The organism is Bradyrhizobium sp. CFUWI (assembly GCF_056429085.1).
Genome location: NZ_JBWJZE010000014.1, coordinates 130,622 through 155,414 on the forward strand (window position 1 = coordinate 130,622; position 24,793 = coordinate 155,414).

Sequence of the window (24,793 nt, forward strand, 5' to 3'; positions counted from 1 at the left end):
ATAGCCCTGCGCTGCTGGCATAGCCTAGCCCGATTGTGGGCCCTTGCCATGCAATTTTCGCATGGCGGCAGTTGTCTTCAAATAATCACCTGGGTTCCCACCTCAACCACGCGCCCGGTGGGGATCTGGAAATAATCGGTGGCATCGTTGGCGGACCGGCTGAGCGCGATGAACAAATGATCCTGCCACAGCGGCATACCCGACTGCGGGGATGCTTTCAGCGATCGTCGTGACACGAAGAACGACGTCGACATGATGTCGAACTGCCAGCCCTGCTTGCGCGCGATCGCGAGCGCCTTGGGCACGTTCGGCTGCTCCATGTATCCGAAGCGCAGACGAACCTTGAAGAACTTGTCGCTGATCTTCTCCATGCGGAATCGCTCCGCCAAGTCGACCCGCGGCGTCTGTGCGGTCTCGATGGTCAGGATCACGTTGTGCTCGTGCAGCACCTTGTTGTGCTTGAGGTTGTGCAGCAGCGCGGTCGGCACGAAGGAGGGATCGCTGGTCAGGAACACCGCGGTGCCCTTGACGATGTGCGGGGGCCGCTTCTCGAGGCTCCGGACCAGGTCGTCCAGCGGCACCTCGATCCGGCGCGTTTTCTGGATCAAGATCGCGGACCCCTTCCGCCAGGTCCAGATCGTTCCCGCCATCACCGCGCCGAACAGCAGCGGCACCCAGGCGCCTTCGAGCAGCTTGAGCAGGTTGGCGCTGAAGAAGCTCAAATCGACGATGACGAAGGGGACGATCACGGCCGCGGCCGTCGCCGCGCGCCAGTTCCACAATTTCCAGATCACGACGAAACCCATGATGCCGTCGGCGACCATGGTGGTGGAGACCGCGATGCCGTAGGCCGACGCCAGATTGCTGGGGGTGTGAAACAGCAGCACCAGCAGCATCACGCCGATCAGCAGCAGCCGGTTCACCCGCGGCAGATAGATCTGGCCGGCATGGGATTCCGAGGTATAGCGCACCTCGAAGCGCGGCAAGAGGCCGAGCTGCACCGCCTGATAGACCAGCGAGTAAGCGCCGGTGATCACCGCCTGGCTCGCGATCACCGTTGCGGCGGTCGCAAGCCCGACCAGCGGCAGCACCAGGCTGTCGGGCACCATGCGATAGAACGAGTGCTGGATCGCGCTGGGATCGGACAGCACCAGCGCACCCTGCCCGAAATAGTTGATCAGGAGCGCGGGCAGCACGAAGAACATCCAGGCCGACTGGATCGGCTTGCGTCCGAAATGGCCGAGATCCGCATAGAGAGCCTCGCCGCCGGTAACCGCCAGGAACACCGCGCCGAGCGTCACGAGGCCGATCGTGCCGTGCGACAGCACGAACTGCACCGCGTAATAAGGATTGATTGCCGCCATCACGGAGGGGTCGTCGGCGATGTGGACCGCCCCCATCACCGCAATGACGGTGAACCAAACCACCATCACCGGCCCGAACGCCGAAGCGACCAGCGCGGTCCCTTTGCTCTGCACCGCGAACAGCAGCACCAGGATGAGGACGGTGAGCGGCACGACGTAGTGCTCGAGCGCAGGGGTTGCGAGCTTCAGGCCTTCCACTGCCGATAGCACCGATATCGCCGGCGTGATCATGGAATCGCCGATGAACATGGAGGCGCCAACCACGCCGAGGGCGAGGAGCACCCAGCTTCGCCGCCCGAGCGCACGTTGACCGAGCGCCATCAGCGAGAGCGTGCCGCCCTCCCCGTTATTGTCGGCACGCAGCAGCAGCAGGACGTATTTGGCGGTGACGACGATCAGCAGGGCCCACAGGATCAGCGAGAGCACACCGAGCACGATGCCCCGTGAGACCGGCTCGCCATGGGCGGCGGCCTTGACCGCCTCATGGAATGCGTAGAGCGGCGAGGTGCCGATATCGCCGAAGACGACGCCGATGCTCCCGAGCGTAAGGGACCAAAAACCCGATCTGACCGGCCCGTCCTGGGTCTCGGCCTGTGTGATACTCGCCGTCATGAGGGTGGAAAACGCTTCTTCCCTGGATTTGATCCGGCCTTTTGACGCTTCCGGTGTGCCTGTCAATCGGCGTACCACCATAGCAGGCGCCGAGCCGGATGCTGTGACGCCGCAGCCACGCTCATCGCCGACGCGACGACATGCCTCAGGTAGGATGGTAGCGCAAGGGGGGTCAGCTTCCGGGCATGATCGCGTCGGAAGGCCGATGCTCACCGCATCCGGTCACGGCCTCAGATTCGGCGGCAGCGGCGGATCCTCGCGCATCAGGGTGATGGTCACCCGCCGGTTGGCTGCGAGCGAGGGATCGTCCGGAAACAGCGGCTGGGTGTCCGCCTTGCCGGCGACGGCGAAGATGTGCGACGGCGGCAGGCCCTCCCGTTCGAGAATCTGACGCACGGCATTGGCGCGGTCGGCCGACAGATCGAAGGCGCCGTAATCGCTGCGGTTCGGCACGAAGCCTGCGGCGGTGTGGCCGGCGATGGAGACGCGCAGCGGCGTGGCCTTGAGCGGAATTGCGAGCTTCTCGACCAGGCGGCGGGTGCGGTCATAGGGCACCTTGGAGCCGTCGGCGAACATCGAGCGGCCGTCCTGATCGACGATCTCCAGGTTGAGCCCCTGCTTGGTCTCCTCGAACATGATGTGCTTGGACATCTCGGTCAGCTCCGGCATGTCCTGCAACGCCTGGCGCAGCGAGGCTGCGGCGAGCGCGAAATTGCGGTCGACCTTGATCTTCGCGCCGGACGTCTTGTTGCGGTCTTCCTGGTCCGGCGTCGGGGTGTTGGAGGCATCTTCGGGCTGGATGTGATCGACGTTCTTCAGCCGCGGGCGGGTCGGCAGGCCGTCGGACTCGACGATGCCGGAGTAGCGCGCTTCGCTCTGCACGCCGAACGCCTCGCGCATTGAGCCCGCGACGATCTTCAGCTTGTTGGCGTCTTGCGTGGAGAACGCGACCAGCATCACAAAAAACGCCAGCAGCAGCGCCATCAGGTCGGCGAAGGTCACGAACCAGCCGTGGCCGCCGCCGTGAGCATTGCCGCGCTTCTTCTTGGCCATCTTTCAAAATCCAGGCGGCGGCCTTAAGCCGGCACCGGCTCGCCTTCGGTGTCACGATGCTTCTCCGGCAGATAGGCCAGCAGCATTTCGCGCACCAAGGTCGGGCTCTTGGAGTCGCGGATCATCAGGATGCCGTCGATGATCAGGGTGCGGTTGGTCTCCTCGTCCAGCAGCTTGCCGTGCAGCTTGTCGGCGATCGGCAAGCAGACGAGGTTGGCGACAACGGCGCCGTACAGGGTCGCCAGCAGCGCGGTGGCCATGAACGGACCGAGCTTGGAAGGATCCGACATGTTGGAGAACATCTGCACCATGCCAAGCAGCGTGCCAATCATGCCGAACGCCGGGGCGCAGTCGCCGACCGCACGGTAGATCTTGCTGCCTTCGTCGAGGTGCATCAGGAAGTTGTCGCGGTCGCGCTCCAGATTGTCGCGGATGAAGTCGAGGTCGTAGCCGTCGGCGACATAGCGGATGCCCTTGGCGAGGAACGGCTCGTCAGTCTCTACCTTTTCCAGTCCGACCGGGCCCTGCTTGCGTGCGATTTCCGCGATGCGGGCGAGTTCGTCGACGAGGTCGTGAGCCGAGAGGCGGCTCAGAGTGAACGCAAACTTCGCGCCGAGCGGCACGCCGTGGATCATCGCGGACAATGGAAAGCGGATCATCGTTGCTGCGAACGAGCCGCCGAAGATGACGATCACGGCGTGGATGTCGTAAAACATCCCGAAGCTGCCGCCCATCAAGATCAGGGTCGACACCACGGTGGCGCCCGCGACAAGTCCGACAAGTGTCGCTATATCCATCATCGACTCCAACGCGTACGCGACAACGGCCGTCCTGGCCGCTGGTGCGGCCCAACCCCGAACCGCATCGGAAACCCTAGAGCGCCGCCCTTAAAGCCGCGTAAAGGTTAAGTTGAGCCAGCAGGCCGGACCGGCACGGTGTGCTTGGGGGATGCCGGCTTTGCCGCTTGCCGACAGGAATCTCAACGCTTCACTAACCATAAAAGCGCCCTCGGCCGATGATGTCCTCGCCCTCCGGGCGGCGGACTCATGAACACGCAGCCGTTTTGGTCGACACGAGAGCATCGGGGGGCTCCCATGATATTCTGGCTGGCGACCGCGACTGGATTAGCCATCGCCTATCTCTTCGGTTCTGTACCCACCGGCTATCTCGCAGGGAAACTGCTGAGAGGCATCGACATTCGAAAGCACGGCTCCAAATCGACCGGCGCGACAAATGTATTGCGCATCCTCGGAAAATGGCCTGCGCTGGCTGTGCTTCTGGTCGATGTGCTCAAAGGGGCCGCGGCAATCGTCTGCGCCCGCTGGTTCTTTGGCTGGGTCTTCACGTTTCCATCAGGCACGCCACCGGCCGCGCTCGATCAGCAAGGCTGGATCGACTGGGCCGTGTGTCTTGCTGGACTTGCCGCGTTGCTGGGACACGCCCTTTCGATTTGGCTGAACTTCACGGGCGGCAAATCCGCAGCGACAGGGCTTGGCGTCCTGCTTGCGATGTCGTGGCCCGTCGGCCTCGGGGCGGCAATCGCCTTTGCGGTCGCATTGGCCCTCTCGCGCATCGTCTCGCTGGGCTCGATATTGGCCGCACTGGCGGCGACCGCGCTCGTCTGCATCCTCGAGCAACCGTTGCCTTATCGATTGCTGGTGATTGCAGGTGGCATCTATGTGATCCTGCGCCACCGCACCAACATTCAGCGTCTGCAGGCCGGGACAGAGCCACGGTTCGGGCAATTCAGTCCGGAACCGAGGGCGGAAGCATAGGAACTACTCGCTCGTCGAAACTGAGTTCCCGACGTCGTGAGATCGCCAGTCGGCGACCGGCTGCGGCCCTGCGCCACGGGCGAAACGAAGGCCGATCTGCTATCCTGCGGCCTGCAGCAGGTCCAATCGCGGGAGCGATTTGCAATGTTGACGCTGTTCAGTGTTCTCACCGCGTTGCCGGCGGTGCTGGCGCTCCACCTGCTCGAGCCGCAGCTGGTCCTGCCGGCATTCAGCGCCCTGCTGTTCGTCGAGGCCGCCTTCGCCGTGATCGCAGCGCGGTTGATTCACATCCCCGACAACTCGGACGATATTACCCTGTGGGATTTCGCCGGCGGCTTCACCCTGATCGGATGCGCCGCCGCAGTGTTCGGAGAGCCGGATCAGGCTGCCCTGTTCCTGACCGAACAAGGCAGCGTGCGACCGGCGTCATCGCCGTAAGCTCAGTGGATCTCGGTCGAGCGCTTCAGCGCGGCTTTCAGCTTCTCCAGCGAGAAGTCGGGACTGCGTGCGATCTCCAGGATCGGCGTCTCGCGGCGGCCGCAGAGTTCGGCAGCCTCAGGCAGCTTTGCCGCGATGTCGAGCGGGATCACGATGGCGCCGTGCCGGTCGGCGTGGATCAGGTCGTCAGACCTCACGGTCATGCCGGCGACGCGAACCTCCCCGCCAAAACTCTCGGCATGGACCCAGGCGTGCGACGGGCCGATCGAGCCGGCCAGCGCCTGGAAGCCCGGCGCCCATTGCGGAATGTCGCGGATCGAGCCGTCGGTGACGACGCCGAGGCAGCCGAGCGCCTTGTGCACGTTGCTCTGCACCTCGCCCCAGAACGCGCCGTAGCCGACGTCGGGACCGTCGATGTCCTGGATCACGGAGATGCGCGGCCCATGGCCGGTGCCGACATATTCGTAATATTCGATGCGGCGCTTCGACTGCTCCTCGGCGGGAAGCGAGGATTTCAGCACCGAACGGATCGCGACCGTGCGGGCATAGCCGACGATCGGCGGCAAATCGGGGAACGGGCAGACCAGCTGCTTGGTGGTGTAGCCGATCAGCCGGCGTTCGGGCGCCACGATCTCCATGGCATTGCAGATCGTCGGCGTGTCGTAGCGGCCCAGCGCTTCGAGGACGGCAGCGGGCAGCGGCCCGGTCGCTTTATCGGTCACGGCGTTCTCTCCCAGATTGGCGGCTGATTGACGCGATGCCGCCGTCACAGGCCGATATAGCCGAGATCGGGTCTCAACCCAACTCGGCGGGCCTCATGGCAGATATCCGCGTGTCGCTGCTCAGTGCAGCCGTCCGGGCCGGTCGTCGTCGTCGTGCGGCGGCTCCGACAAATTGGTCAGCGTCGGCGCTGAGGGCGGCGATGAGACCTCGTCTCCCGCAGGCGCGGCAGACTCCATCGCGCGGGCCTGGTCGCGATAGGATTTGTAGCCGAGCGGCAAAGCGAGAAGATACAGCACCGTGCCGATCGACAGCACGTGCCAGGGATAGGCGATCAAGAGCGCGATGAAGACGATCACCGCGACGAAGGCCGGCAGCACCAGCTCCGGCGGCACGCGCATGCGCTTGGTCTTGCCGGAGAACACCGGCAGGCGCGACACCATCAGGAAGGCGATCAGAAGCGTATAGGCCGCCGTCACCACCGCAGGCATGCGGCCGAGATCGAGGAAGGCGACATAGATCGGCAGCAGCACGGTGATCGCGCCGGCCGGCGCCGGCACGCCGGTGAAGAAATTGGCGGCGAAGGCCGGCTTGTTGGGATCGTCCATGGTGGCGTTGAAGCGTGCCAGGCGCAGGCCGCCGGAAATCGCGAATACCATGGCGGCGATCCAGCCGGCATTGCCGAGCTCGTGCAGCTGCCAGAAATACAGCATCAGACCGGGCGCGACGCCGAAATTCACGAAATCGGCGAGGCTGTCGAGCTCGGCGCCGAACTTGGACTGGCCCTTGATCATGCGCGCGATGCGCCCGTCGATACCGTCGAGCGCGGCCGCGAACACGATGGCATAGACCGCGAGCGACATCCGCCCTTCGATCGACAGCCGGATCGAGGTCAGGCCGGCACAGATCGCCAGCAGCGTGATGACGTTGGGCACCAGCATCCGCACCGGAATCGGGCGGAACCGCCGGCGGCGCGTATCGGGATCCTTGAAGTCATAGGGCGTCATGGCTCGTCCTCATCTTGAGGCGAGATATAGCAAGCCGCGCCCCCCTCCGCCATTGCGGCGGAAGGCCATCGCGGACCGACTATTGGTTAATTGGTGCGGTAGGTCCGGCTGGGGTCGTCGACGGCAAGATCGGCCAGAATCGTCTCGCCGGCGATGGCGGTCTGCCCTTCCGAGACCAGCGCCTTGGTCCCCACAGGCAGATAGACGTCGAGCCGCGAGCCGAAGCGGATCAGGCCGAAGCGCTCGCCGGCGCCGATCGCCTGGCCTTCCCTGACGAAGCAGACGATGCGCTTGGCAACGAGGCCTGCGATCTGCACCACGCCGATGCGAGCCGTCGGTGTCGAGATGACCAGCGAGTTGCGCTCGTTGTCCTCGCTGGCCTTGTCGAGCTCGGCATTGATGAAGAGTCCGGGCCGGTAGGCGATGCGGTCCACCCTGCCCGCGACGGGCGCGCGGTTCACGTGGCAATTGAACACGCTCATGAACACCGAGATGCGCGGCAGCGGCCGGTCGCCGAGGCCGAGCTCGGCCGGGGGCAGCGCCATGGTGATCATCGAGACGCGGCCGTCGGCCGGCGACACCACCAGCCCCTCGCGCACCGGCGTCACGCGCACGGGATCGCGGAAGAACAGCGCGCACCACACGGTCAGGATCGTGCCGATCCAGCCCAGAGGCGACCACAGCCAGAACAGGACCAGGCTTGCCAGCGCAAAGCCGCCGATGAAGGGATAGCCCTCCTTGTGGATCGGCGGGATCTGACGCTGGATCGAATCGAGAATGGACATCGTTATCTGCCGCTCGGGGTTAATGGCGCAGGTCGCGCGGGCCTGTTTAGGCCAGAGTTGGGACCGGAGACAAGGTCACACCGCCGCCGCAGGCGTCGTCAGGGCGTCATCGACCGGGGGCGGCTCCCGGTTGGGGGCCTCGCCGGTATCGGCCATCTTGGCCAGTTTCTCGCGCGCCGCCTCGGCCTCGCGCTGCCTATTCCACATGCTGGCATAGAGGCCGCCATGGGCGAGCAGCTTGGCGTGGGTGCCCCGCTCGGCGATGCGGCCCTGATCCAGCACGATGATCTCGTCGGCCCCGACGATGGTCGAGAGCCGGTGTGCGATCACCAGCGAGGTGCGATTCTTCGCCACGCGGTCGAGCGCGCCCTGGATCTCATGCTCGGTGTGGGTATCGAGCGCCGAGGTCGCCTCGTCCAGCACCAGGATCGGCGGCGCCTTCAGGACGGTGCGCGCGATCGCGACGCGCTGCTTCTCGCCGCCCGACAGCTTGAGCCCGCGCTCCCCGACCTGGGTCTCGTAGCCCTTCGGCGCCATGCGGATGAAATGATCGATCTGCGCCAGTTGCGCGGCTTCCTCGACCTCGGCATCGCTGGCGTCCCAGCGACCGTAGCGGATGTTGTAGCGAATGGTGTCGTTGAACAGCACGGTATCCTGCGGCACCATGCCGATCGAGGCGCGGAGTGAATCCTGCGTCACCGCGCGGATGTCCTGGCCGTCGATCAGGATCCGGCCGCCGGAGACGTCATAGAGGCGGAACAGGAGGCGCGAGATGGTCGACTTGCCGGCGCCCGACGGGCCGACGATGGCGACGGTCTTGCCGGCCGGCACCTCGAAGCTGATGCCCTTGAGGATCGGGCGCGTCGGCTCATAGGCGAAGCGCACGTCCTCGAAGCGCACGGTGCCGGCGGAAATGACCAGCGGCCTGGCATCGGGCGCGTCCTTGATCTCGGCCTCGCGGCCGAGCACGCCGAACATCTTCTCGATGTCGATGATCGCCTGCTTGATCTCGCGATAGACCATGCCCATGAAGTTCAGGGGCTGGTAGAGCTGGATCATCATCGCGTTGACCAGCACGAAATCGCCGACCGTGTTGGTGCCGTTGCGCACGCCGATCGCGCACATCAGCATGGTCGCGGTCAGGCCCAGCGTGAAGATCACCGCCTGGCCGGTGTTGAGCACCGCGAGCGAGGTGTAGCTGCGGACGCTCGCTTCCTCGTAGCGCTCCACCGATTTGTCGTAGCGCTGCGCCTCGCGCGCCTCGGCGCTGAAATATTTCACGGTCTCGTAGTTGAGCAGCGAGTCGATCGCCTTGGTGTTCGCCTCGGTGTCGGAATCGTTCATCTTGCGGCGGATGCCGATCCGCCACTCGGTCGCGATGTAGGTGTAGTACATGTAGAGCGCGACCATGATCAGGGTGGCGACCACGTAGCGCCAGTCGAACTGCCAGAGCAGCACGGCCATCAGCAGCGAGACCTCGACGATGGTCGGGATCAGCTGCAGGATCACCATGCGGACGATGACCTCGATGCCCTCGCGGCCGCGCTCGAGCACGCGCGTCAGGCCGCCGGTCTTGCGCTCGAGGTGGAAGCGCAGCGACAGCTCGTGCATGTGAATGAAGGTGATGGTGGCGAGCTTGCGGACCGCGTGCATGGCGACGCGCGCGAAGATGCCGTCGCGCCATTGCGTCAGCAGCGCCATCAGGATGCGCATCACGCCGTAGCTTGCGGTCAGCAACAACGGCGAGGCGATCACCCAGAGCTGCCAATTGTCGGCCTGCACCGGCGCCGAGTTGGCGCCGGTCAGCGCGTCCGTCGCCCATTTGAAGCTGAACGGTACCGCGAGCGTGATCAGCTTGGCCGCGAGCAGCAGCACCAGCGACCACACTACGCGCATCTTCAGGTCGAAGCGGTCGCCCGGCCAGATATAGGGCCACAGATGCGCCAGCGTGCCCATCAGCGTCCCCTGCTCGGGCGGGCCGCCGGCGGGAACGTCGGCGCCGTCGAACGATTGAGGTTGGTCCATCAAGAAGCCTGAAAGCCCACCGGATGCGGGCGTCGTCGAGATTTACGATTTTCGCCTGTCATATAGAGCCTTCCCGATGCCAGCGCACCCCGTCAAATGGCGAATCTTCGATTGGTTGCCGCCATTTACCGGTAGATTTCCGGGAGTATCGAATCACCGATTAGGCTTGACGCCTCTTCGCTGCAATGCATCATGGCACCAATGAGCACGATCAAAACCGTCTGTGTCTATTGCGGCTCCGGCCCCGGAACCAATCCCAACTTCATCGAAGCGGCGAAGGCGCTCGGCAAAGCGCTGGCGGATAGCAAGATCCGCCTCGTTTATGGCGGCGGCTCGCTCGGGCTGATGGGGGCGGTCGCAACCTCCGTGCTCGATCACGGCGGCACCGTCACCGGCATCATCCCCGACTTCCTGCGGATGCGCGAGAATGCGCTGACGCGCGTGCAGGAGATGGTCGTCACGCCCGACATGCACGAGCGCAAGCGGCTGATGTTCGAGCGCTCCGACGCCTTCGTCGCCCTGCCCGGCGGGCTCGGCACGCTCGAGGAGCTGGTCGAGCAGCTGACCTGGCAGCAGCTCGGCCGTCATGCCAAGCCCGTGCTGCTCGCCAATATCGACAATTTCTGGGAGCCGCTGTTCTCTCTGGTGGCGCACATGCGCCAAACCGAGTTCATCCGCGCCGGTCTCACCGTCGATATCCTGAAGGCCGACAAGGTCGAGGAGATCGTTCCGCGACTGCGCGCCGCGGCTGCGCAGATTTCCGACGACCAGCGCGATCTCGCGCCCGACGTGGCGCGCCGGCTCTAAAGCATGATCCGGAAAAGTGCGCAGCGGTTTTCCGAAAAGATCATGCTTAAACAACAACCTAAAGCGCGATGACGATTCATCCTAATCGCATCGCGCTTTAGGCCGCCCGCTATCCCTGCGGAAACGTCACCGCCTCGATGCGGTTGCCGTCGGGATCGACGACGAAGGCCGCGTAGTAGCGCACGCGATCGTGTGGGCGGATGCCGGGCGCACCGTCGGAGGTCCCGCCCGCGGCGAGAGCCGCGGCATGAAACGCATCGACCTCGTCCGTCGTCTTGGCGCGCAGGCAGATGTGCACGCCGCTTTCCAAAGCTACAGGCGCCATGTTCTCGCGCAGATTGATCCAGAACTCGGGATAGGCCTTGCCGAAGCCGACCGTCCGCGGCCGCGCGACGAGGCGGGTGAGGCCGAGGGCTGCGAGCGTGGCCTCGTAGAATCTTGCGGCGCGCTCGAGATCGCTGATGCCGACGGAAATGTGGTCGATCATTGGCCCTCCCTCAGTCATTCCGGGGCATGCGAAGCGTGAACCCGGAATCTCGAGATTCCGGGTTCGGTCCTGCGGACCGCCCCGGAATGACTCCTTCTAGCTACGTCGGCGCACCCGATCTCACGAGCTTGTAGATCACCGAATCCATCAAAGCCTGGAACGAGGCGTCGATGATGTTCGGGGAGACGCCGACCGTGGTCCAGCGCTCGCCGTTCTCGTCCTCGCTCTCGATCAGGACGCGCGTGACCGCGCCGGTGCCGCCGTTGAGGATACGGACGCGATAGTCGATCAGCGTCAGGCCCTCGATGTATTTCTGGTACTTGCCGAGGTCCTTGCGCAGGGCAACGTCGAGCGCATTGACGGGGCCGTTGCCTTCGGCGGCCGAGATCAGATGCTCGCCGGCGACGTCGACCTTGACCACAGCGAGCGCCACGGTGACCCGCTCCCCCAGCGCGTTGTAGCGCTGCTCGACATTGACGTCGAACTGCTCGACCTCGAAATAATGCGGCACCTTGCCGAGCGTGCGACGCGCCAGGAGCTCGAAGGAGGCGTTGGCGGACTCATAGGCGTAGCCGGCCGCCTCGCGCTCCTTCAACTCCTCGACGAGGCGCGTCAGCTTGGGATCGCTCTTCTCGTAGGGGATGCCGGCTCGCTCGAGCTCGGCGATGACGTTGGACCGTCCGGCCTGGTCCGAGACCAGCACCTTGCGGTGATTGCCTACCGTCTCTGGCAGCACGTGCTCGTAGGTCTGCGGGTCCTTCAACACCGCGGAGGCATGAATGCCGGTCTTGGTGACGAAGGCGCTCTCGCCGACGTAAGGCGCATGCCGGTTCGGGACGCGGTTGAGCATGTCGTCGAGCGTGCGCGAGACCTTGACGAGCGTCGCCAGCTTCTCCGCGGTGACGCCGATCTCGAACGCATTGGCAAAGCCCTGCTTCAACTTCAGCGTCGGGATCAGCGAGCAGAGATTGGCATTGCCGCAGCGCTCGCCGAGGCCGTTCAAGGTGCCCTGGATCTGCCGCGCACCGGCCCGCACCGCGGCGAGCGAGTTCGCCACCGCCTGCTCGGTGTCGTTATGGGCGTGGATGCCGACGTGATCGCCGGGGATGTGCTTCGTCACCTCGGTGACGATGGCCTCGACCTCATCAGGCATGGTGCCGCCATTGGTGTCGCACAGCACCACCCAGCGCGCGCCCGCATCGAAGGCGGCTTTCGCGCAGGCGAGCGCGAAGCTGGAATCTTCCTTGTAGCCGTCGAAGAAATGCTCGCAGTCGAGCATGACTTCGCGGCCCGCGGCCTTCGCGGCCGCGACGCTGTCGCGGATGGAGGCGAGGTTCTCTTCCTTCGTCGTCTCCAGCGCGACGCGCACCTGATAGGCCGACGCCTTTGCAACGAAGCAGATCGCATCCGCCTTCGCTTCCAGCAGCCCGGCCACGCCGGGATCGTTCGAGACCGAGCGCCCGGCCCGGCGCGTCATGCCGAACGCGGTGAAGCGAGCATGATTGAGCTTCGGCTTGCTGGCAAAGAACTCGCTGTCGAGCGGATTGGCGCCGGGATAGCCGCCCTCGACATAGTCGATGCCGAGGTCATCGAGCATCGCGGCGATGACCTGCTTGTCGGTCAGCGTGAAGTCGACGCCGTTGGTCTGCGCGCCGTCGCGCAGCGTGGTGTCGAACAGATAGAGGCGCTCTTTGCTCATTGCGGTGCTCCGAGCGTCTTCTTCATGGTGGTGTTGGCGAGCCACTCGTCGTTGACGGTGATGCTGTTGCGCTGCATGGCGACATAGCCGCGCTTGGCGAAGAAGCCCTGCGCGTTGTCGCTGGCATCGACCGAGAGGCTTTTCGCGCCGCGGCCGCCAGCAAGTTTTTCCAGCGCATCGACCAGCATGGTCGCGATGCCCTGTCCGCTCACGGCCGGATGCACATAGAGCATGCGGACGTGGTCGGCCCCTTGCAGCGAGGCAAAGCCGACGGGCGAGCCCTCCAGCGTCGCGATCAGCGTCAAATCAGCCGCGAGCCGCTTGCCGAACTCTTCGCCTTCCGCGATCTCCATCCAGGCCCGCTGCTGCGCCTCGCTATAGTCCTCGCCGGTCAGCTCCTCGATGCTGGCGGTGAAGATCGCGGCGAGCACCGGCACGTCATCGGGCAGGAAAGGCCGCAAGCCGGGCTTTGGCAAAGTCTGTCCCATCGTCCTCACCACATCCCATACAGCTTGAGCACCAGCAGCACGGCGCCCACGAGCAGCGCGATCTTCAGCGCGATGTAATAGAGCCAGTGCCGCGGGAAAGGCGTGTCGGGCCGCTTCATCGCGCAATCTCCCACGTCGTTCCTTCCTTGGAGTCCTTGATCGCAACGCCCATGGCGGCGAGCAGATCACGAATGCGGTCGGATTCCCCAAAGTCCTTGCGGCTACGGGCCGCCGTCCGCTCCGCGATCAGGCGCTCGACCTCTTTGGCATCGACGCCGCTCGCCTGCTGCTTGCGGCCTTCCCACTGCGCAGCGCTCTCGGACAGGAATCCGAGCAGCCGCAGCGAGCCCGCCAGGGCGCTCACGTCTCCGCCGCGCAGCCCATGCAGTGCCGCGATCGCCAGCGGCGTGTTGAGATCGTCGAGCAGCGGCTCGACAACGGACGCTGCCGGCTTGCCGGGTTCGACGTCCGCCGCGACGCGATACCAGTCGTCGAGCGTCTTGGCGCTCTCCTCCAGCGACTTCATGGTCCAGTCGATCGGCGAACGGTAATGCGTCTTGAGCATATTCAGGCGCAGCACCTCGCCCGGCCAGTCCTTAAGCAGCTCGTGGATCGTGATGAAGTTGCCGAGCGACTTCGACATCTTCTCGCTCTCGACCTGGAGGAAGCCGTTGTGCATCCAGTAGTTCGCCATGCGCTCGCGGTGGAAGGCGCAGCAGGTCTGCGCGACCTCGTTCTCGTGATGCGGAAACACGAGATCGATGCCGCCGCCATGAATGTCGAAATGCTCGCCGAGATGCTTCCAGGCCATCGCCGAGCACTCGATGTGCCAGCCCGGACGGCCCTCGGCCTTGATACCGGCCGGCGAGGGCCATGACGGCTCGCCGGGCTTGGACGGCTTCCACAGCACGAAGTCGGTGTTGCCCTTCTTGTAGGGCGCGACATCGACGCGGGCACCGGCCACCATCTCGTCGAGCGAACGGTTGGACAGGGCGCCGTAGCGCGGCAGCGAGGAATTGGCCGCGTTCATCGCCTGCGGCGAGAACAGCACGTGATCCTCGGCGACATAGGCGAAACCGCCCTTGACCAGCCGTTCGATAATCTCGCGCATCTCGGCGATATGCTCGGTCGCACGCGGCTCGACGCTCGGCCGCAAGCAGCGCAGCGCGTCGACGTCGGCATGAAACTGCCGGCCCGTCTCCTCCGTCACCTTGCGGATCGCCTCGTTCAGCGGCAGGCCGGGGAAATCGCGCGCGGCGCGGTCGTTGATCTTGTCGTCGACGTCGGTGATGTTGCGGACATATTTGACGTGCGCCTCGCCGAAAGTGTGGCGCAGCAGCCGAAACAGCACGTCGAACACGATCACCGGCCGCGCATTGCCGATATGGGCGAAGTCATAGACGGTCGGTCCGCAGACATACATGCGGACGTTTTTCGCATCGAGCGGCACAAAGGCGCGCTTTTCCCGGCTCAGCGTATCGTAGAGGCGCAATTCCATGACAACCCATCCCTTGCGGCCGGGCGTCCAAGGCTCTCAACGTGTTTGAGAAAAGACGGCTCCAGCCAGCGAATCGCTAGCTCGTAATCTCGCGGCAAATGGCGCAAATGGCGAGGAGACCGTTCATGCGGAACATATGGGCCATCAGGCGCCCCTGCGTCAAGAGAGCCGCGAAAACGCCGTTTTGTGCCCCGCGAGGCGCGCCCGTCACGAAGGTTCACGATCTCCTAACCATTTGAGACCATTCTGGAACCGGCAGTTCCCTTTTGCCCCCGGTGCATTTTCATGCGATTCCTGCCAGCGCTTATTTCCAGCGCCTTCGTCTTTGCGGCCTCCAGCGCCTTGGCCGAGAGCCGCGTCTTCATCATCGCCAATCAGGCGAACGGCTACGGCGTCGACCAGTGCCTGGCCAGGGGTGACAAATGCGGCGCCTCCGCCGCGCGCACCTATTGCCAGTCACGAGATTTTGCCCAGGCGTCAGCCTATCGCCGGGTCGATCCCGACGAAATTACCGGCTCTGTCCCCAAATCCGGCACAAATTGCTCCCATGGCCATTGCGACGAATATGTCGCAATCACCTGCCAGCGCTGAATTTGCTCGGAGCTGGCGCAGCTTAGGCCGGTCCTTGGCTCCCGAAACGACGTGACGATGCCGCAGGAAGCGGCTATTGGGAGGGCGCGCTTTGGCCCCTCCAAGTCAAGTTGGAAAGTCACGTGGAAAGTCACATTGGGCCGTGACATCGCTAGAATGGCGGATATGCCTGAATTCCTGTCTCTCTCCCGTGCTCGCCTTCTCCTTGCCTGCACCGTGCTGTTGAGCACGGCCGTGCTCGTCACCGGCGCTTTCGCGCAGGCCGGTCCGCCCGGACCGCCGCCGCAGCCCGGCCAGAACGGCCTCGGGCCGAATCCGATGTGCGTGCGCCTGGAGGGCCAGCTCGCCGCGCTGGACCGCGGCGGCGGTGGCGACCCCGCGCGTGAGGAGCAGATCCGCCGCTACCAGGATTCCCAGACCCGCCAGCAGGCCGAGCTCGACCGCGTCACCATGCAGGCCAAGCGCATGGGCTGCGATTCCTCCGGCTTCTTCTCGCTGTTCAACGGCCAGTCGGCGCAATGCGGCCCGGTCAACACCCAGATCCAGCAGATGCGCGCCAATCTGGACCAGATCACCGGCAATCTCGAACGCCTGCGCGGCGGCGGCCCGGGCGGCTTCAGCCCGGAACGCGACAACCAGCGCCGCTCGGTGCTGGCGGCGCTGGCGCAGAACAATTGCGGCCCGCAATATGCCAACGCCGCGCAGTCGCAAGGCGGCGGCAACTTCCTGACCAATCTGTTCGGCGGCGGCAACAATCCGAACAATCCGCAAGGCGTGCCGCCCTCCGAGCTCGGACCGCAATCCGGCACCTACCGTACCGTGTGCGTACGCACCTGCGACGGCGCCTATTTCCCGGTCTCGTTTGCGACGGTGCCGGCGCGCTTCCCCGACGACGAGAAGACCTGCAAGGCGCTCTGCCCGGCCGCGGAAGCCGTGCTCTACACCCATCGCAATCCCGGCGAAGACATGAATGCGGCGGTCTCGATCAGCGGCCAGCCCTACACGGCGCTGCCGACCGCGTTCAAATTCCGCAGCGAGTTCAACCCGTCATGCTCCTGCAAGGCCGCGGGACAGACCTGGGCTGACGCGCTGAAATCTGCCGACGACAAGGCGGCGGCCGAGCAGCAGGGCGACATCATCGTCACCGAGGAGAGCGCCAAGAAGATGCAGCAGCAGCGGCTCAACAAGGGCACGCCTGTGAACGCCAAGAAGGGCCCAGCTCCCGCGCCGACGACGGCCACCGCACCGCCGCCGGCGGATGCTGCCCCCGCGACCTCGTCGGAGAACAAGCCGATCCGTTCGGTCGGGCCCACGTTCCTGCCGCAACAGCAGAAGTAGGCAGCCCTGCTTTTACTGTCATGCCCAGCGAGGGCGGGGCACGTACTCCGTGACGCCAGCCGTGCACACGAGCAGCGCCGCAGGGTACTGGATCATCCGCTTTCGCGGATGATGACAGCAGTCCAGGGGCACAATCGCCCGCGTCACTCGCAACATCTCTCAAACGCGCGCTACTACTCGCCCTCGCGGCTCCACGGGATGAGATTGGCCGGAAAGTCTGCTGCGTAGCGCCTTCCCTTCGGGGGCGGCGGCGGAGCGTCCGGTGGGTTCGGATTCGGCTCAACCACCCGCCGATAGAGGTGCCAGGTGGCATGACCGAGCACCGGCAAGACGACAGCGAGACCGACGAAGAGCGGCAGCGAGCCGATCACGAGCAGCGCCGCCACGATGAGGCCCCATCCGGCCATCGCAACCGGATTCGCCGCCACCGCTCGGAGCGACGTGCGGATCGCGTCGATCGCAGTCGCATGCCGGTCGAGCATCAACGGAAATGACACGACGCTGACGCACAACGCCACAACCGCAAACAGGAAGCCGACACAGCAACCGACGATGATGAGCGACCAGCCTTCCGGTGTCGTCAGCACGCGCGTTGCGAAGTCGGGAATGCTTGCGGCCGCCGCATGACCGAAGATTGAGACATAGATCGCGTTCGCGACACCGATCCAGGCCCCGAACAGGACCAGCAGGAGCACGCCGAGCTCTACCATGGCGCCGAACGACGGTGCGCGCACCACCTTGATCGCATCCCATGCATCGACCTCGTCGCCGCGCTCGCGACGCCGGCTGAGTTCGTAGAGACCGATCGCGGCAAAAGGACCGATCAAGGCAAAGCCGGCGGCCAGCGGAAACAGTAGCGGCAGCACCGAATAGCCGAGAACCATCCTGAACAGGACGAGACCGAGGACGGGATAAATCAGGCACACGACGATCGCGTGGCTCGGCATCGCCTGGAAATCCTCCCAACCCAGGCGCAAGGCCTCGGTCAGATCGGACAAGCTGATCTTGCGAATGGGATAGGAGGCCGCTTCGCCGAATGCGTGCCGCCTGGTGATGTGGTGGGGGTACAGAGTGGCCATGAGCAGACCCTCCCCTGCTGAAAATCGCGGTTTCGATAACACGCGCTTTCCAGTCCACGCGTGTCCGCCGAACGAGCAGGAAACGCGATGGGTTGAGTACGGCAACCCAGGTTCATCTAACGAGCCTGGCCGGACGGAACCCGTCGCGACCTACCCTGGAAGCTTAGCGCGTGCGGGGCACGGCTGCACTCACGGTTGGGTGAACTATGCGCCCGATTTGTGCGTTGCATCACCCAGGACGCTGAAATGCGCTGATGCTTTGTGTCGACTTGCCGAGCGACGGCAACACCCACGTCGGGACGCCTATCTGCTCTATTGACGCCGGATTAGGATTGACGCCGGATTAGGCTGGTACCATTTTAGACGCAGACGCCCTTAGCTCCGATGAGATTGATGGTCGCGGGCTTTCTCCTGATTTCGCGACCAGTGGAATGGGCGAGGCAAGAGGCCGGCGATGGCATGTATGCCAACCAAGAAAGGCCAGCCATCGCGACAGACATGAGCTCCGCCCTGGATTCGTATCCGTAGCCTTCAGTGGCAAAGGATGGATCAGGATGGCTGTCGCACTGATATTGCTTCTGGTCGCGATCGGCTCCGTGCTGTTTCACCTCTACAGCCCGTGGTGGTGGACGCCGATCGCCACGAACTGGGCCTATATCGACCACACCATCAGCATCACGTTCTGGATCACGGGCTTTGTGTTCGTCGCCGTCATCGCCTTCATGGCTTATTGCGTCTTCCGCTTTCACCACAAAGAGGGAAGACGGGCCGACTACAATCCGGAAAACAAGAGGCTCGAATGGTGGTTGAGCGTCGGGACCGGCGTCGGCGTCGCAGCCATGCTGGCACCTGGCCTCGTGGTCTGGCACCAGTTCGTGACGGTGCCTGCGGATGCCACCGAGGTCGAGGTCATGGGCCAGCAATGGCAATGGAGCTTCCGGCTTCCCGGCAAGGATGGGAAATTGGGCACATCCGATGTTCGCAACATCGCTTCCGACAATCCGATGGGGCTGAACCGTGACGACTCGCATGCGCAGGACGACGTCGTGATCGAGAACGGCGACTTGCACCTTCAAGTGGGAAAGCCGGTCAAGGTCCTCCTCCGCTCGGTTGATGTCCTGCACGATTTCTACGTGCCCGAATTCCGGGCCAAGATGGACATGGTCCCAGGCATGGTGACCTATTTCTGGATAACGCCGATCCGAACCGGAACGTTCGATGTTCTCTGTGCGGAGCTCTGTGGCGCTGCTCATTATCAGATGCGGGCCAAGGTCATCGTCGACGAAGAGCGTGAATATCACGCCTGGCTGGAGCAACAAAAGACGTTCGCAGAATTATCGCCGGCAAGAGCCGTCGTGAAGACGACGTACCAATCCGGCGGCAAGTAGCAAGCTGCCGCCGCGAAGATTGATCGGGTGCACGAGGCCAACACCTCACCCCGATGGAAACGATCGAGGAGGTTTCTATGGTCGATATTCCATATGAAGGGATCCGCAGCATCCCGCCTCCCGAAGTACCTGATGTCGAGCTCTACCATCCGCGGAGCTGGTGGACACGGTATGTCTTCTCGCAGGACGCCAAGGTGATCGCCATTCAGTATTCGCTGACGGCCTCGGCCATCGGGCTGGTGGCCCTGGTGCTGTCGTGGCTGATGCGGCTGCAACTGGGATTCCCCGGCACCTTCTCTTTCATCGATGCCAACCAGTACCTCCAGTTCATCACCATGCACGGCATGATCATGGTGATCTATCTGCTCACCGCGTTGTTCCTGGGCGGCTTCGGCAACTACCTGATCCCGCTGATGGTGGGCGCCCGGGACATGGTCTTCCCTTATGTGAACATGCTGAGCTACTGGGTCTACCTGCTCGCAGTCCTGGTGCTTGCCTCGACATTCTTCGTGCCCGGCGGCCCCACCGGCGCCGGCTGGACGCTATACCCGCCGCAAGCAATCCTCTCCGGAACGCCCGGGCAGGATTGGGGCATCATTCTCATGTTGTCGTCCCTGATCCTGTTCATCATCGGCTTCACCATGGGCGGGCTGAATTATGTGGTGACGGTGCTGCAGGCGCGCACCCGCGGCATGACCTTGATGCGCCTGCCCCTGACGGTGTGGGGCATCTTCACGGCGACCGTCATGGCGCTGTTGGCATTCCCTGCACTCTTCGTTGCCTCGGTCATGATGCTGCTAGACCGTCTCTTGGGAACCAGCTTCTTCATGCCCGCCCTCGTCGAGATGGGCACGCTTTCGAAATATGGTGGTGGCAGCCCGCTGCTCTTCCAGCACCTGTTCTGGTTCTTCGGCCACCCCGAGGTCTACATCGTCGCCCTGCCCGCCTTCGGCATCGTCTCCGATCTGATCAGCACGCATGCGCGCAAGAACATCTTTGGCTATCGCATGATGGTCTGGGCGATCGTGGCCATCGGAGCGCTCAGCTTCATCGTATGGGCGCACCACATGTATGTGAGCGGCATGTTCCCGCAATTCGGGTACTTCTTCGCCACCACAACGCTCATCATCGCAATCCCCACCGCGATCAAGGTCTACAACTGGGTGCTGACCCTGTGGCGCGGCGACATTCATCTCACGGTGCCGATGCTGTTCGCCCTCGGCTTCATCATCACCTTCGTGAACGGCGGGCTCACCGGCCTCTTCCTCGGCAACGTTGTCGTGGACGTGCCCCTCTCGGATACCATGTTCGTGGTCGCGCATTTCCACATGGTGATGGGCGTGGCGCCGATCATGGTCGTGCTCGGCGCGATCTATCATTGGTATCCAAAGGTCACGGGGCGGATGCTGAACGACGCCCTGGGCAAGTTTCACTTCTGGGTCACCTTCCTCGGCGCCTACCTGATCTTCTTCCCCATGCACTATCTTGGACTGCTCGGGGTCCCGCGCCGGTATTTCGAACTCGGAGATACGACGTTCATCCCGTCCTCGGCCCATTCACTAAACGCCTTCATCTCCGTGGTGGCCTTGACTGTCGGCTTCAGCCAGATGGTGTTCCTGTTCAACCTTGCCTGGAGCTTGTTCAAGGGTGAGGCCTCGGGCGGCAATCCGTGGCGGGCGACGACGCTGGAGTGGCAGACGCCGGAGACGCCCCCGGGGCACGGCAACTGGGGCAAGGAGCTCCCTGTCGTATACCGCTGGGCCTATGATTACAGTGTGCCCGGCGCCGCGGAAGACTTCATTCCGCAGAACCAGCCGCCACGCGCGACGCAGCTCATTCAGGGAGCCGCTTCGTGAGCGCCGTCATCCTGTTCCTGGCTGTGCTTGTGGTGATCGCCGGATGGTGGCTGTCGCAGCAGCGGCTGACAGCCAAGCCCTGGCTGGAGGAAGGCCCGGCCGGTGACTTCCCCGGCGGCGATGCCATGACCTGGCCGGCAGCGAAGCTCGGACTTGGCGTGTTTCTCGCTGTCGCGAGCGCATTATTCGTCCTCTTCATCAGCGCCTACTCGATGCGCATGAGCATGGCGGACTGGCGGCCGCTGCCGGTACCACGGCTGCTGTGGGTCAACACGGGCGTCCTGGTCCTGAGCAGTGTCGCGCTGCAATGGTCTTACCTGGCCGCGCGCCGACACGATGCTGAAGGCATCACGATCGGCCTACTTGCTGGCGGGGCATCTGCCGTGATCTTCCTCGCCGGACAGCTCCTGGCCTGGCAGCGGCTCGCGACTGCCGGATATCTCGTGGCGTCCAATCCGGCGAATTCGTTCTTCTACGTGTTGACCGCAGTGCACGGGCTGCATCTGACGGGCGGTCTGGTGGCCTTGGGCCGAACCTCAGCCAAGATGTGGCGCGGCGCCGAGATCGCCGACATGCGCTTGAGCGTGGAACTGTGCGCCATCTACTGGCACTTCCTGCTGTTGGTCTGGCTTGTCCTGCTCGGTCTCCTCACCGGCTGGACCGATGATTTCGTCAACATCTGCCGCCAATTGCTGAGCTAGGGAGGCGAGACCAGATGGCTGAGACCGTGCTGACAAATCCGGGCCAATCGCCTGCGCGGCTTGAAGGCTGGCGAGGCATCGCCGCCGACTGGGCGTCCGATCAACGCGCCTTCAAGAACGTGTCCTGGGGCAAGGCCATGATGTGGATCTTCCTCCTCAGCGACACCTTCATCTTCAGTTGCTTCCTGCTCTCCTACATGACGGCGCGCATGTCGACGACCGTGCCGTGGCCGAATCCCAGCGAAGTCTTCGCCCTCAATATCGGGGGCAACCACATGCCCCTGATCCTGATCGCCATCATGACCTTTGTACTGATCAGCAGCAGCGGAACAATGGCGATGGCCGTCAATTTCGGCTACCGCCGCGATCGCGCGAGAACCGCAATCCTGATGCTGGTCACTGCGGCCTTCGGCGCAACCTTCGTCGGAATGCAGGCCTTCGAATGGACCAAGCTGATCATGGAGGGCGTCCGGCCCTGGGGCAATCCATGGGGTGCGCCGCAGTTTGGTGCGAGCTTCTTCATGATCACCGGCTTCCACGGTACCCATGTGACGATCGGTGTGATCTTCCTGATCGCCATTGCGCGGAAGGTCTTTCGCGGCGATTTCGACGTCGAGAGGCGCGGCTTCTTCACGAGCCGCAAGGGGCATTACGAGATCGTCGAGATCATGGGCCTGTACTGGCACTTCGTCGATCTCGTGTGGGTGTTCATCTTCGCATTCTTCTATCTTTGGTGAGGTCGGCGCATGACAAACGCGGCGGTACACATGGAAGGACAGCTCCACGCTCCGGCGCAGGGCGCAGTCGCAACGGGAGCCGTTCACGCCAAGGGGCAACAGCACCCGATCAAGCTCTACCTCGTGGTCTGGGGCTGGTTGTTCGTCCTCAGCACGTGCTCCTATCTCGTCGACTACTTTGGCCTACATGGCTATCTGAGGTGGTCGCTGATCCTGCTGTTCATGGTGTTGAAGGCCGGCCTGATCGTCGCCGTCTTCATGCACATGGCCTGGGAGCGACTGGCTTTGACCTATGCCATCCTGCTGCCGCCGATCGTGGTATTGGTATTTGTGTCGATCATGGTGCTCGAATCCGAATACACGCACTTGCTTCGAGTCTTGTTCTTCGCAGCCCCGCCGTAGCAGAACGCGAGGTTCCCACTGTCATGCCCCGCGCAGGCGGGGCATCCAGTACTCCGCGGCGGAAGTTGGTTTTCACGACGTCCGCCGCGGAGTACTGGATCATCCGCTTTCGCGGGATGATGACAGCGGAATGAGTAGCGAGATCGCCTGCCTCGCCCCCGCAAGCATCTTTGAAAGCTCACCCCTCGAACGCGTCGATCGAGGCCTTGCTCGCGCGCGACACCAGCGTCTCGTCGACGGCCGGCAGCTTCTCACCCTTGTCGCGAAAGCGGTTGGTGATGGGATAGCGGCGGTCGCGGCCGAAGTTCCTGGGCGTGACCTTCACGCCGGGCGCAGCCTGGCGGCGCTTGTATTCGGCGACGTTGAGCAGATGGTCGATGCGGGTGACGATCTCGCGATCGAAGCCGGCGGCAATGATCTGGTCCAGCGGCTGTTCGCGCTCGACCAGACGCTCCAGGATGGCATCGAGCACGTCGTAAGGCGGCAGCGAATCCTGGTCAGTCTGGTTCTCGCGCAGCTCCGCGGTCGGCGGCCGCGTGATGATGTCGGGCGGGATCACCTCGCCGGCGGGTCCGAGCGCGCCGTCCGGCTTCCAGCTATTGCGCAAGCTTGCCAGGCGAAACACCTGCGTCTTGTAGATATCCTTGATCGGATTGAAGCCGCCGTTCATGTCGCCATAGAGCGTGGCGTAGCCGACCGACATTTCGGACTTGTTGCCTGTCGTCACCACCATCAGGCCGGTCTTGTTGGAGATCGCCATCAGGAGCGTGCCGCGGGTGCGGGCCTGGAGATTCTCCTCGGTGATATCTGGCGGCAGATTCTTGAAGAGACCCGAGAGGATGGTCTCGAACCCGCTGACGGCCTCCGCGATCGGCAGCACCTCGTAGCGGATGCCGAGATGGCCGGCGAGTTCGCCGGCATCCGCAATCGAGTGTGCCGCGGTGTAGCGATACGGCAGCATCACGCCATGCACCTGATCGACACCGAGCGCATCGACCGCGATGGCCGCGCACAGCGCGGAATCGATGCCGCCGGAAATGCCGAGCAGCACGCCGGGAAAGCCGTTCTTGCCGACATAGTCGCGCAGGCCCAGCACGCAGGCGGCGTAATCGGCCTTGTCGCCCTCGGGCAGCGTCGCGATCGGCCCCGCGCAGCGCCAATCGTCGCCGTTGCGGGTGAAGCGCAGCGTGACGATGCTTTCCTCGAATGCCGGCAGTTGCGCCGCCAGCGAGAGATCGCCGTTGAGCGCGAACGAAGCGCCGTCGAACACCAGCTCGTCCTGGCCGCCGACCTGGTTGAGATAGACCAGCGGCAGCCCGCTCTCGGTGACGCGCGCGACTGCGACCGACAGGCGCACGTCGTTCTTGTCGCGGGCGTAAGGCGAGCCGTTCGGGACCAGGATGATCTCGGCGCCGGTCTCGGCCAGCGTCTCGACCACGTTCTCGTAGTCCTCGGACTCCTCCAGCCAGATGTCCTCGCAGATCGGCACGCCGATGCGCACGCCGCGCACGGTCACCGGACCAGCGGCGGGCCCGCGCGAAAACAGCCGCTTCTCGTCGAACACGCCGTAATTCGGCAGATTGCATTTGAAGCGCAAGCTGGCGATGCGGCCGCCGTCGAGCAGCGCGCAGGCATTGTAGAGCTTGCCCTCCTCGACCCAGGGCGTGCCGACCAGCATCGCAGGCCCGCCATCAGCGGTCTCGCGCGCCAGAGCTTCGATTGCGGCGCGGCAGGCGGCCTGGAACGCCGGCTTCTGCACGAGGTCTTCCGGCGGATAGCCGGCGATGAACAATTCCGGAAACAGCACGAGATCGGCGCCGTCGGCGATCGCCTGCGCGCGCGCCGCCCGCGCCTTGGCGGCATTGCCCTCGATGTCGCCCATGGTCGGATTGAGCTGGGCGAGCGTGACCGCGAATGCGGCGAGACGTTCGGTCATCGGGCGC

General features: G+C 64.1%; 23 protein-coding genes. 10 read left to right on the top strand and 13 right to left on the bottom strand.

Annotated elements, in window-relative coordinates; genetic code table 11:
* Positions 1-77 precede the first annotated feature (77 nt).
* The 3 genes from AC066S_RS27380 to AC066S_RS27390 form a co-directional block, all read right to left on the bottom strand.
* The gene (locus AC066S_RS27380) at positions 78-1,976 is read right to left on the bottom strand and encodes a potassium transporter Kup (RefSeq protein WP_126261589.1); all 1,899 of its coding nucleotides are present in this window, start codon (positions 1,974-1,976) and stop codon (positions 78-80) included.
* A gap of 222 nt (positions 1,977-2,198) precedes the next feature.
* Positions 2,199-3,029: an OmpA/MotB family protein gene (locus AC066S_RS27385; protein WP_126261588.1), complete on the bottom strand. Its 831-nt coding sequence runs from the start codon at positions 3,027-3,029 to the stop codon at positions 2,199-2,201.
* A gap of 23 nt (positions 3,030-3,052) precedes the next feature.
* Entirely contained in the window at positions 3,053-3,826 is a 774-nt protein-coding gene (locus AC066S_RS27390; RefSeq protein WP_126261587.1) for a motility protein A, read from the bottom strand.
* Positions 3,827-4,123: 297 nt separating this feature from the next.
* Between AC066S_RS27390 and plsY the strand changes: the two genes are divergently transcribed.
* Both plsY and AC066S_RS27400 read left to right on the top strand, forming a co-directional pair.
* Complete coding sequence (plsY, locus tag AC066S_RS27395) at positions 4,124-4,804, top strand: glycerol-3-phosphate 1-O-acyltransferase PlsY (protein WP_478271074.1); 681 nt, start codon at positions 4,124-4,126, stop codon at positions 4,802-4,804.
* A gap of 144 nt (positions 4,805-4,948) precedes the next feature.
* On the top strand, positions 4,949-5,242 hold the full coding sequence (locus AC066S_RS27400) for a hypothetical protein (protein ID WP_126261585.1): 294 nt from the start codon (positions 4,949-4,951) through the stop codon (positions 5,240-5,242).
* Between the two features lie 2 nt (positions 5,243-5,244).
* Here AC066S_RS27400 and AC066S_RS27405 read toward each other — a convergent pair whose 3' ends face one another.
* From AC066S_RS27405 to AC066S_RS27420, 4 genes are all read right to left on the bottom strand, one after another.
* Positions 5,245-5,964 carry an RraA family protein gene (locus AC066S_RS27405; RefSeq protein ID WP_478271075.1) on the bottom strand — a complete coding sequence of 240 codons (720 nt, stop codon included), beginning with the start codon at positions 5,962-5,964 and terminating at the stop codon, positions 5,245-5,247.
* A 120-nt stretch (positions 5,965-6,084) separates the two neighbouring features.
* A complete protein-coding gene (locus AC066S_RS27410) occupies positions 6,085-6,969 on the bottom strand; it encodes a CDP-alcohol phosphatidyltransferase family protein (RefSeq protein WP_126261583.1) in 885 nt (294 codons plus the stop codon).
* A gap of 86 nt (positions 6,970-7,055) precedes the next feature.
* Positions 7,056-7,760 carry a phosphatidylserine decarboxylase gene (locus tag AC066S_RS27415; RefSeq protein WP_478271098.1) on the bottom strand — a complete coding sequence of 235 codons (705 nt, stop codon included), beginning with the start codon at positions 7,758-7,760 and terminating at the stop codon, positions 7,056-7,058.
* Positions 7,761-7,829: 69 nt separating this feature from the next.
* Positions 7,830-9,779, bottom strand: coding sequence for an ABCB family ABC transporter ATP-binding protein/permease (locus tag AC066S_RS27420; RefSeq protein WP_126261581.1), 1,950 nt, complete (start codon positions 9,777-9,779; stop codon positions 7,830-7,832).
* Between the two features lie 201 nt (positions 9,780-9,980).
* On the opposite strand from AC066S_RS27420, the gene AC066S_RS27425 reads away from it, so the two are divergent.
* Entirely contained in the window at positions 9,981-10,586 is a 606-nt protein-coding gene (locus tag AC066S_RS27425; protein WP_164719075.1) for an LOG family protein, read from the top strand.
* Positions 10,587-10,695: 109 nt separating this feature from the next.
* On the opposite strand, the gene AC066S_RS27430 is transcribed toward AC066S_RS27425, so the two are convergent.
* The 4 genes from AC066S_RS27430 to cysS form a co-directional block, all read right to left on the bottom strand.
* On the bottom strand, positions 10,696-11,073 hold the full coding sequence (locus AC066S_RS27430; protein WP_135168344.1) for a VOC family protein: 378 nt from the start codon (positions 11,071-11,073) through the stop codon (positions 10,696-10,698).
* A 100-nt stretch (positions 11,074-11,173) separates the two neighbouring features.
* A complete protein-coding gene (gene cimA, locus AC066S_RS27435; RefSeq protein ID WP_478271076.1) occupies positions 11,174-12,772 on the bottom strand; it encodes a citramalate synthase in 1,599 nt (532 codons plus the stop codon).
* The gene (locus AC066S_RS27440; RefSeq protein WP_164719074.1) at positions 12,769-13,260 is read right to left on the bottom strand and encodes a GNAT family N-acetyltransferase; all 492 of its coding nucleotides are present in this window, start codon (positions 13,258-13,260) and stop codon (positions 12,769-12,771) included. The genes cimA and AC066S_RS27440 overlap by 4 nt, the downstream gene beginning before the upstream one ends.
* Positions 13,261-13,375: 115 nt before the next feature.
* A complete protein-coding gene (gene cysS / locus AC066S_RS27445) occupies positions 13,376-14,758 on the bottom strand; it encodes a cysteine--tRNA ligase (protein WP_478271077.1) in 1,383 nt (460 codons plus the stop codon).
* 285 nt (positions 14,759-15,043) lie between these two features.
* On the opposite strand from cysS, the gene AC066S_RS27450 reads away from it, so the two are divergent.
* Positions 15,044-15,349, top strand: coding sequence for a hypothetical protein (locus AC066S_RS27450; protein ID WP_126261575.1), 306 nt, complete (start codon positions 15,044-15,046; stop codon positions 15,347-15,349).
* A gap of 156 nt (positions 15,350-15,505) precedes the next feature.
* A complete protein-coding gene (locus tag AC066S_RS27455; RefSeq protein ID WP_478271078.1) occupies positions 15,506-16,687 on the top strand; it encodes a DUF2865 domain-containing protein in 1,182 nt (393 codons plus the stop codon).
* 173 nt (positions 16,688-16,860) lie between these two features.
* Here AC066S_RS27455 and AC066S_RS27460 read toward each other — a convergent pair whose 3' ends face one another.
* Positions 16,861-17,766: a DUF2189 domain-containing protein gene (locus tag AC066S_RS27460; RefSeq protein WP_164719073.1), complete on the bottom strand. Its 906-nt coding sequence runs from the start codon at positions 17,764-17,766 to the stop codon at positions 16,861-16,863.
* A gap of 554 nt (positions 17,767-18,320) precedes the next feature.
* On the opposite strand from AC066S_RS27460, the gene AC066S_RS27465 reads away from it, so the two are divergent.
* The 5 genes from AC066S_RS27465 to AC066S_RS27485 all read left to right on the top strand — a co-directional run bounded on the left by AC066S_RS27465 (position 18,321) and on the right by AC066S_RS27485 (position 22,850).
* Positions 18,321-19,154, top strand: a complete 834-nt coding sequence (locus AC066S_RS27465) for a cytochrome c oxidase subunit II (protein ID WP_126261573.1) — start codon at positions 18,321-18,323, stop codon at positions 19,152-19,154.
* 77 nt (positions 19,155-19,231) lie between these two features.
* Positions 19,232-21,010 (top strand): cbb3-type cytochrome c oxidase subunit I, encoded by a 1,779-nt coding sequence (locus AC066S_RS27470; protein WP_126261572.1) that lies wholly within the window; start codon positions 19,232-19,234, stop codon positions 21,008-21,010.
* Positions 21,007-21,711 (top strand): cytochrome c oxidase subunit 3, encoded by a 705-nt coding sequence (locus AC066S_RS27475; RefSeq protein ID WP_126261571.1) that lies wholly within the window; start codon positions 21,007-21,009, stop codon positions 21,709-21,711. The genes AC066S_RS27470 and AC066S_RS27475 overlap by 4 nt, the downstream gene beginning before the upstream one ends.
* Positions 21,712-21,725: 14 nt before the next feature.
* Positions 21,726-22,448 (top strand): heme-copper oxidase subunit III family protein, encoded by a 723-nt coding sequence (locus tag AC066S_RS27480; RefSeq protein ID WP_126261570.1) that lies wholly within the window; start codon positions 21,726-21,728, stop codon positions 22,446-22,448.
* Between the two features lie 9 nt (positions 22,449-22,457).
* Positions 22,458-22,850 carry a cytochrome C oxidase subunit IV family protein gene (locus tag AC066S_RS27485; protein WP_167767360.1) on the top strand — a complete coding sequence of 131 codons (393 nt, stop codon included), beginning with the start codon at positions 22,458-22,460 and terminating at the stop codon, positions 22,848-22,850.
* Positions 22,851-23,028: 178 nt separating this feature from the next.
* Here the strand turns inward: AC066S_RS27485 and AC066S_RS27490 are convergent, their stop codons facing one another.
* Entirely contained in the window at positions 23,029-24,786 is a 1,758-nt protein-coding gene (locus AC066S_RS27490) for an NAD+ synthase (protein WP_478271079.1), read from the bottom strand.
* Positions 24,787-24,793 lie beyond the last annotated feature (7 nt).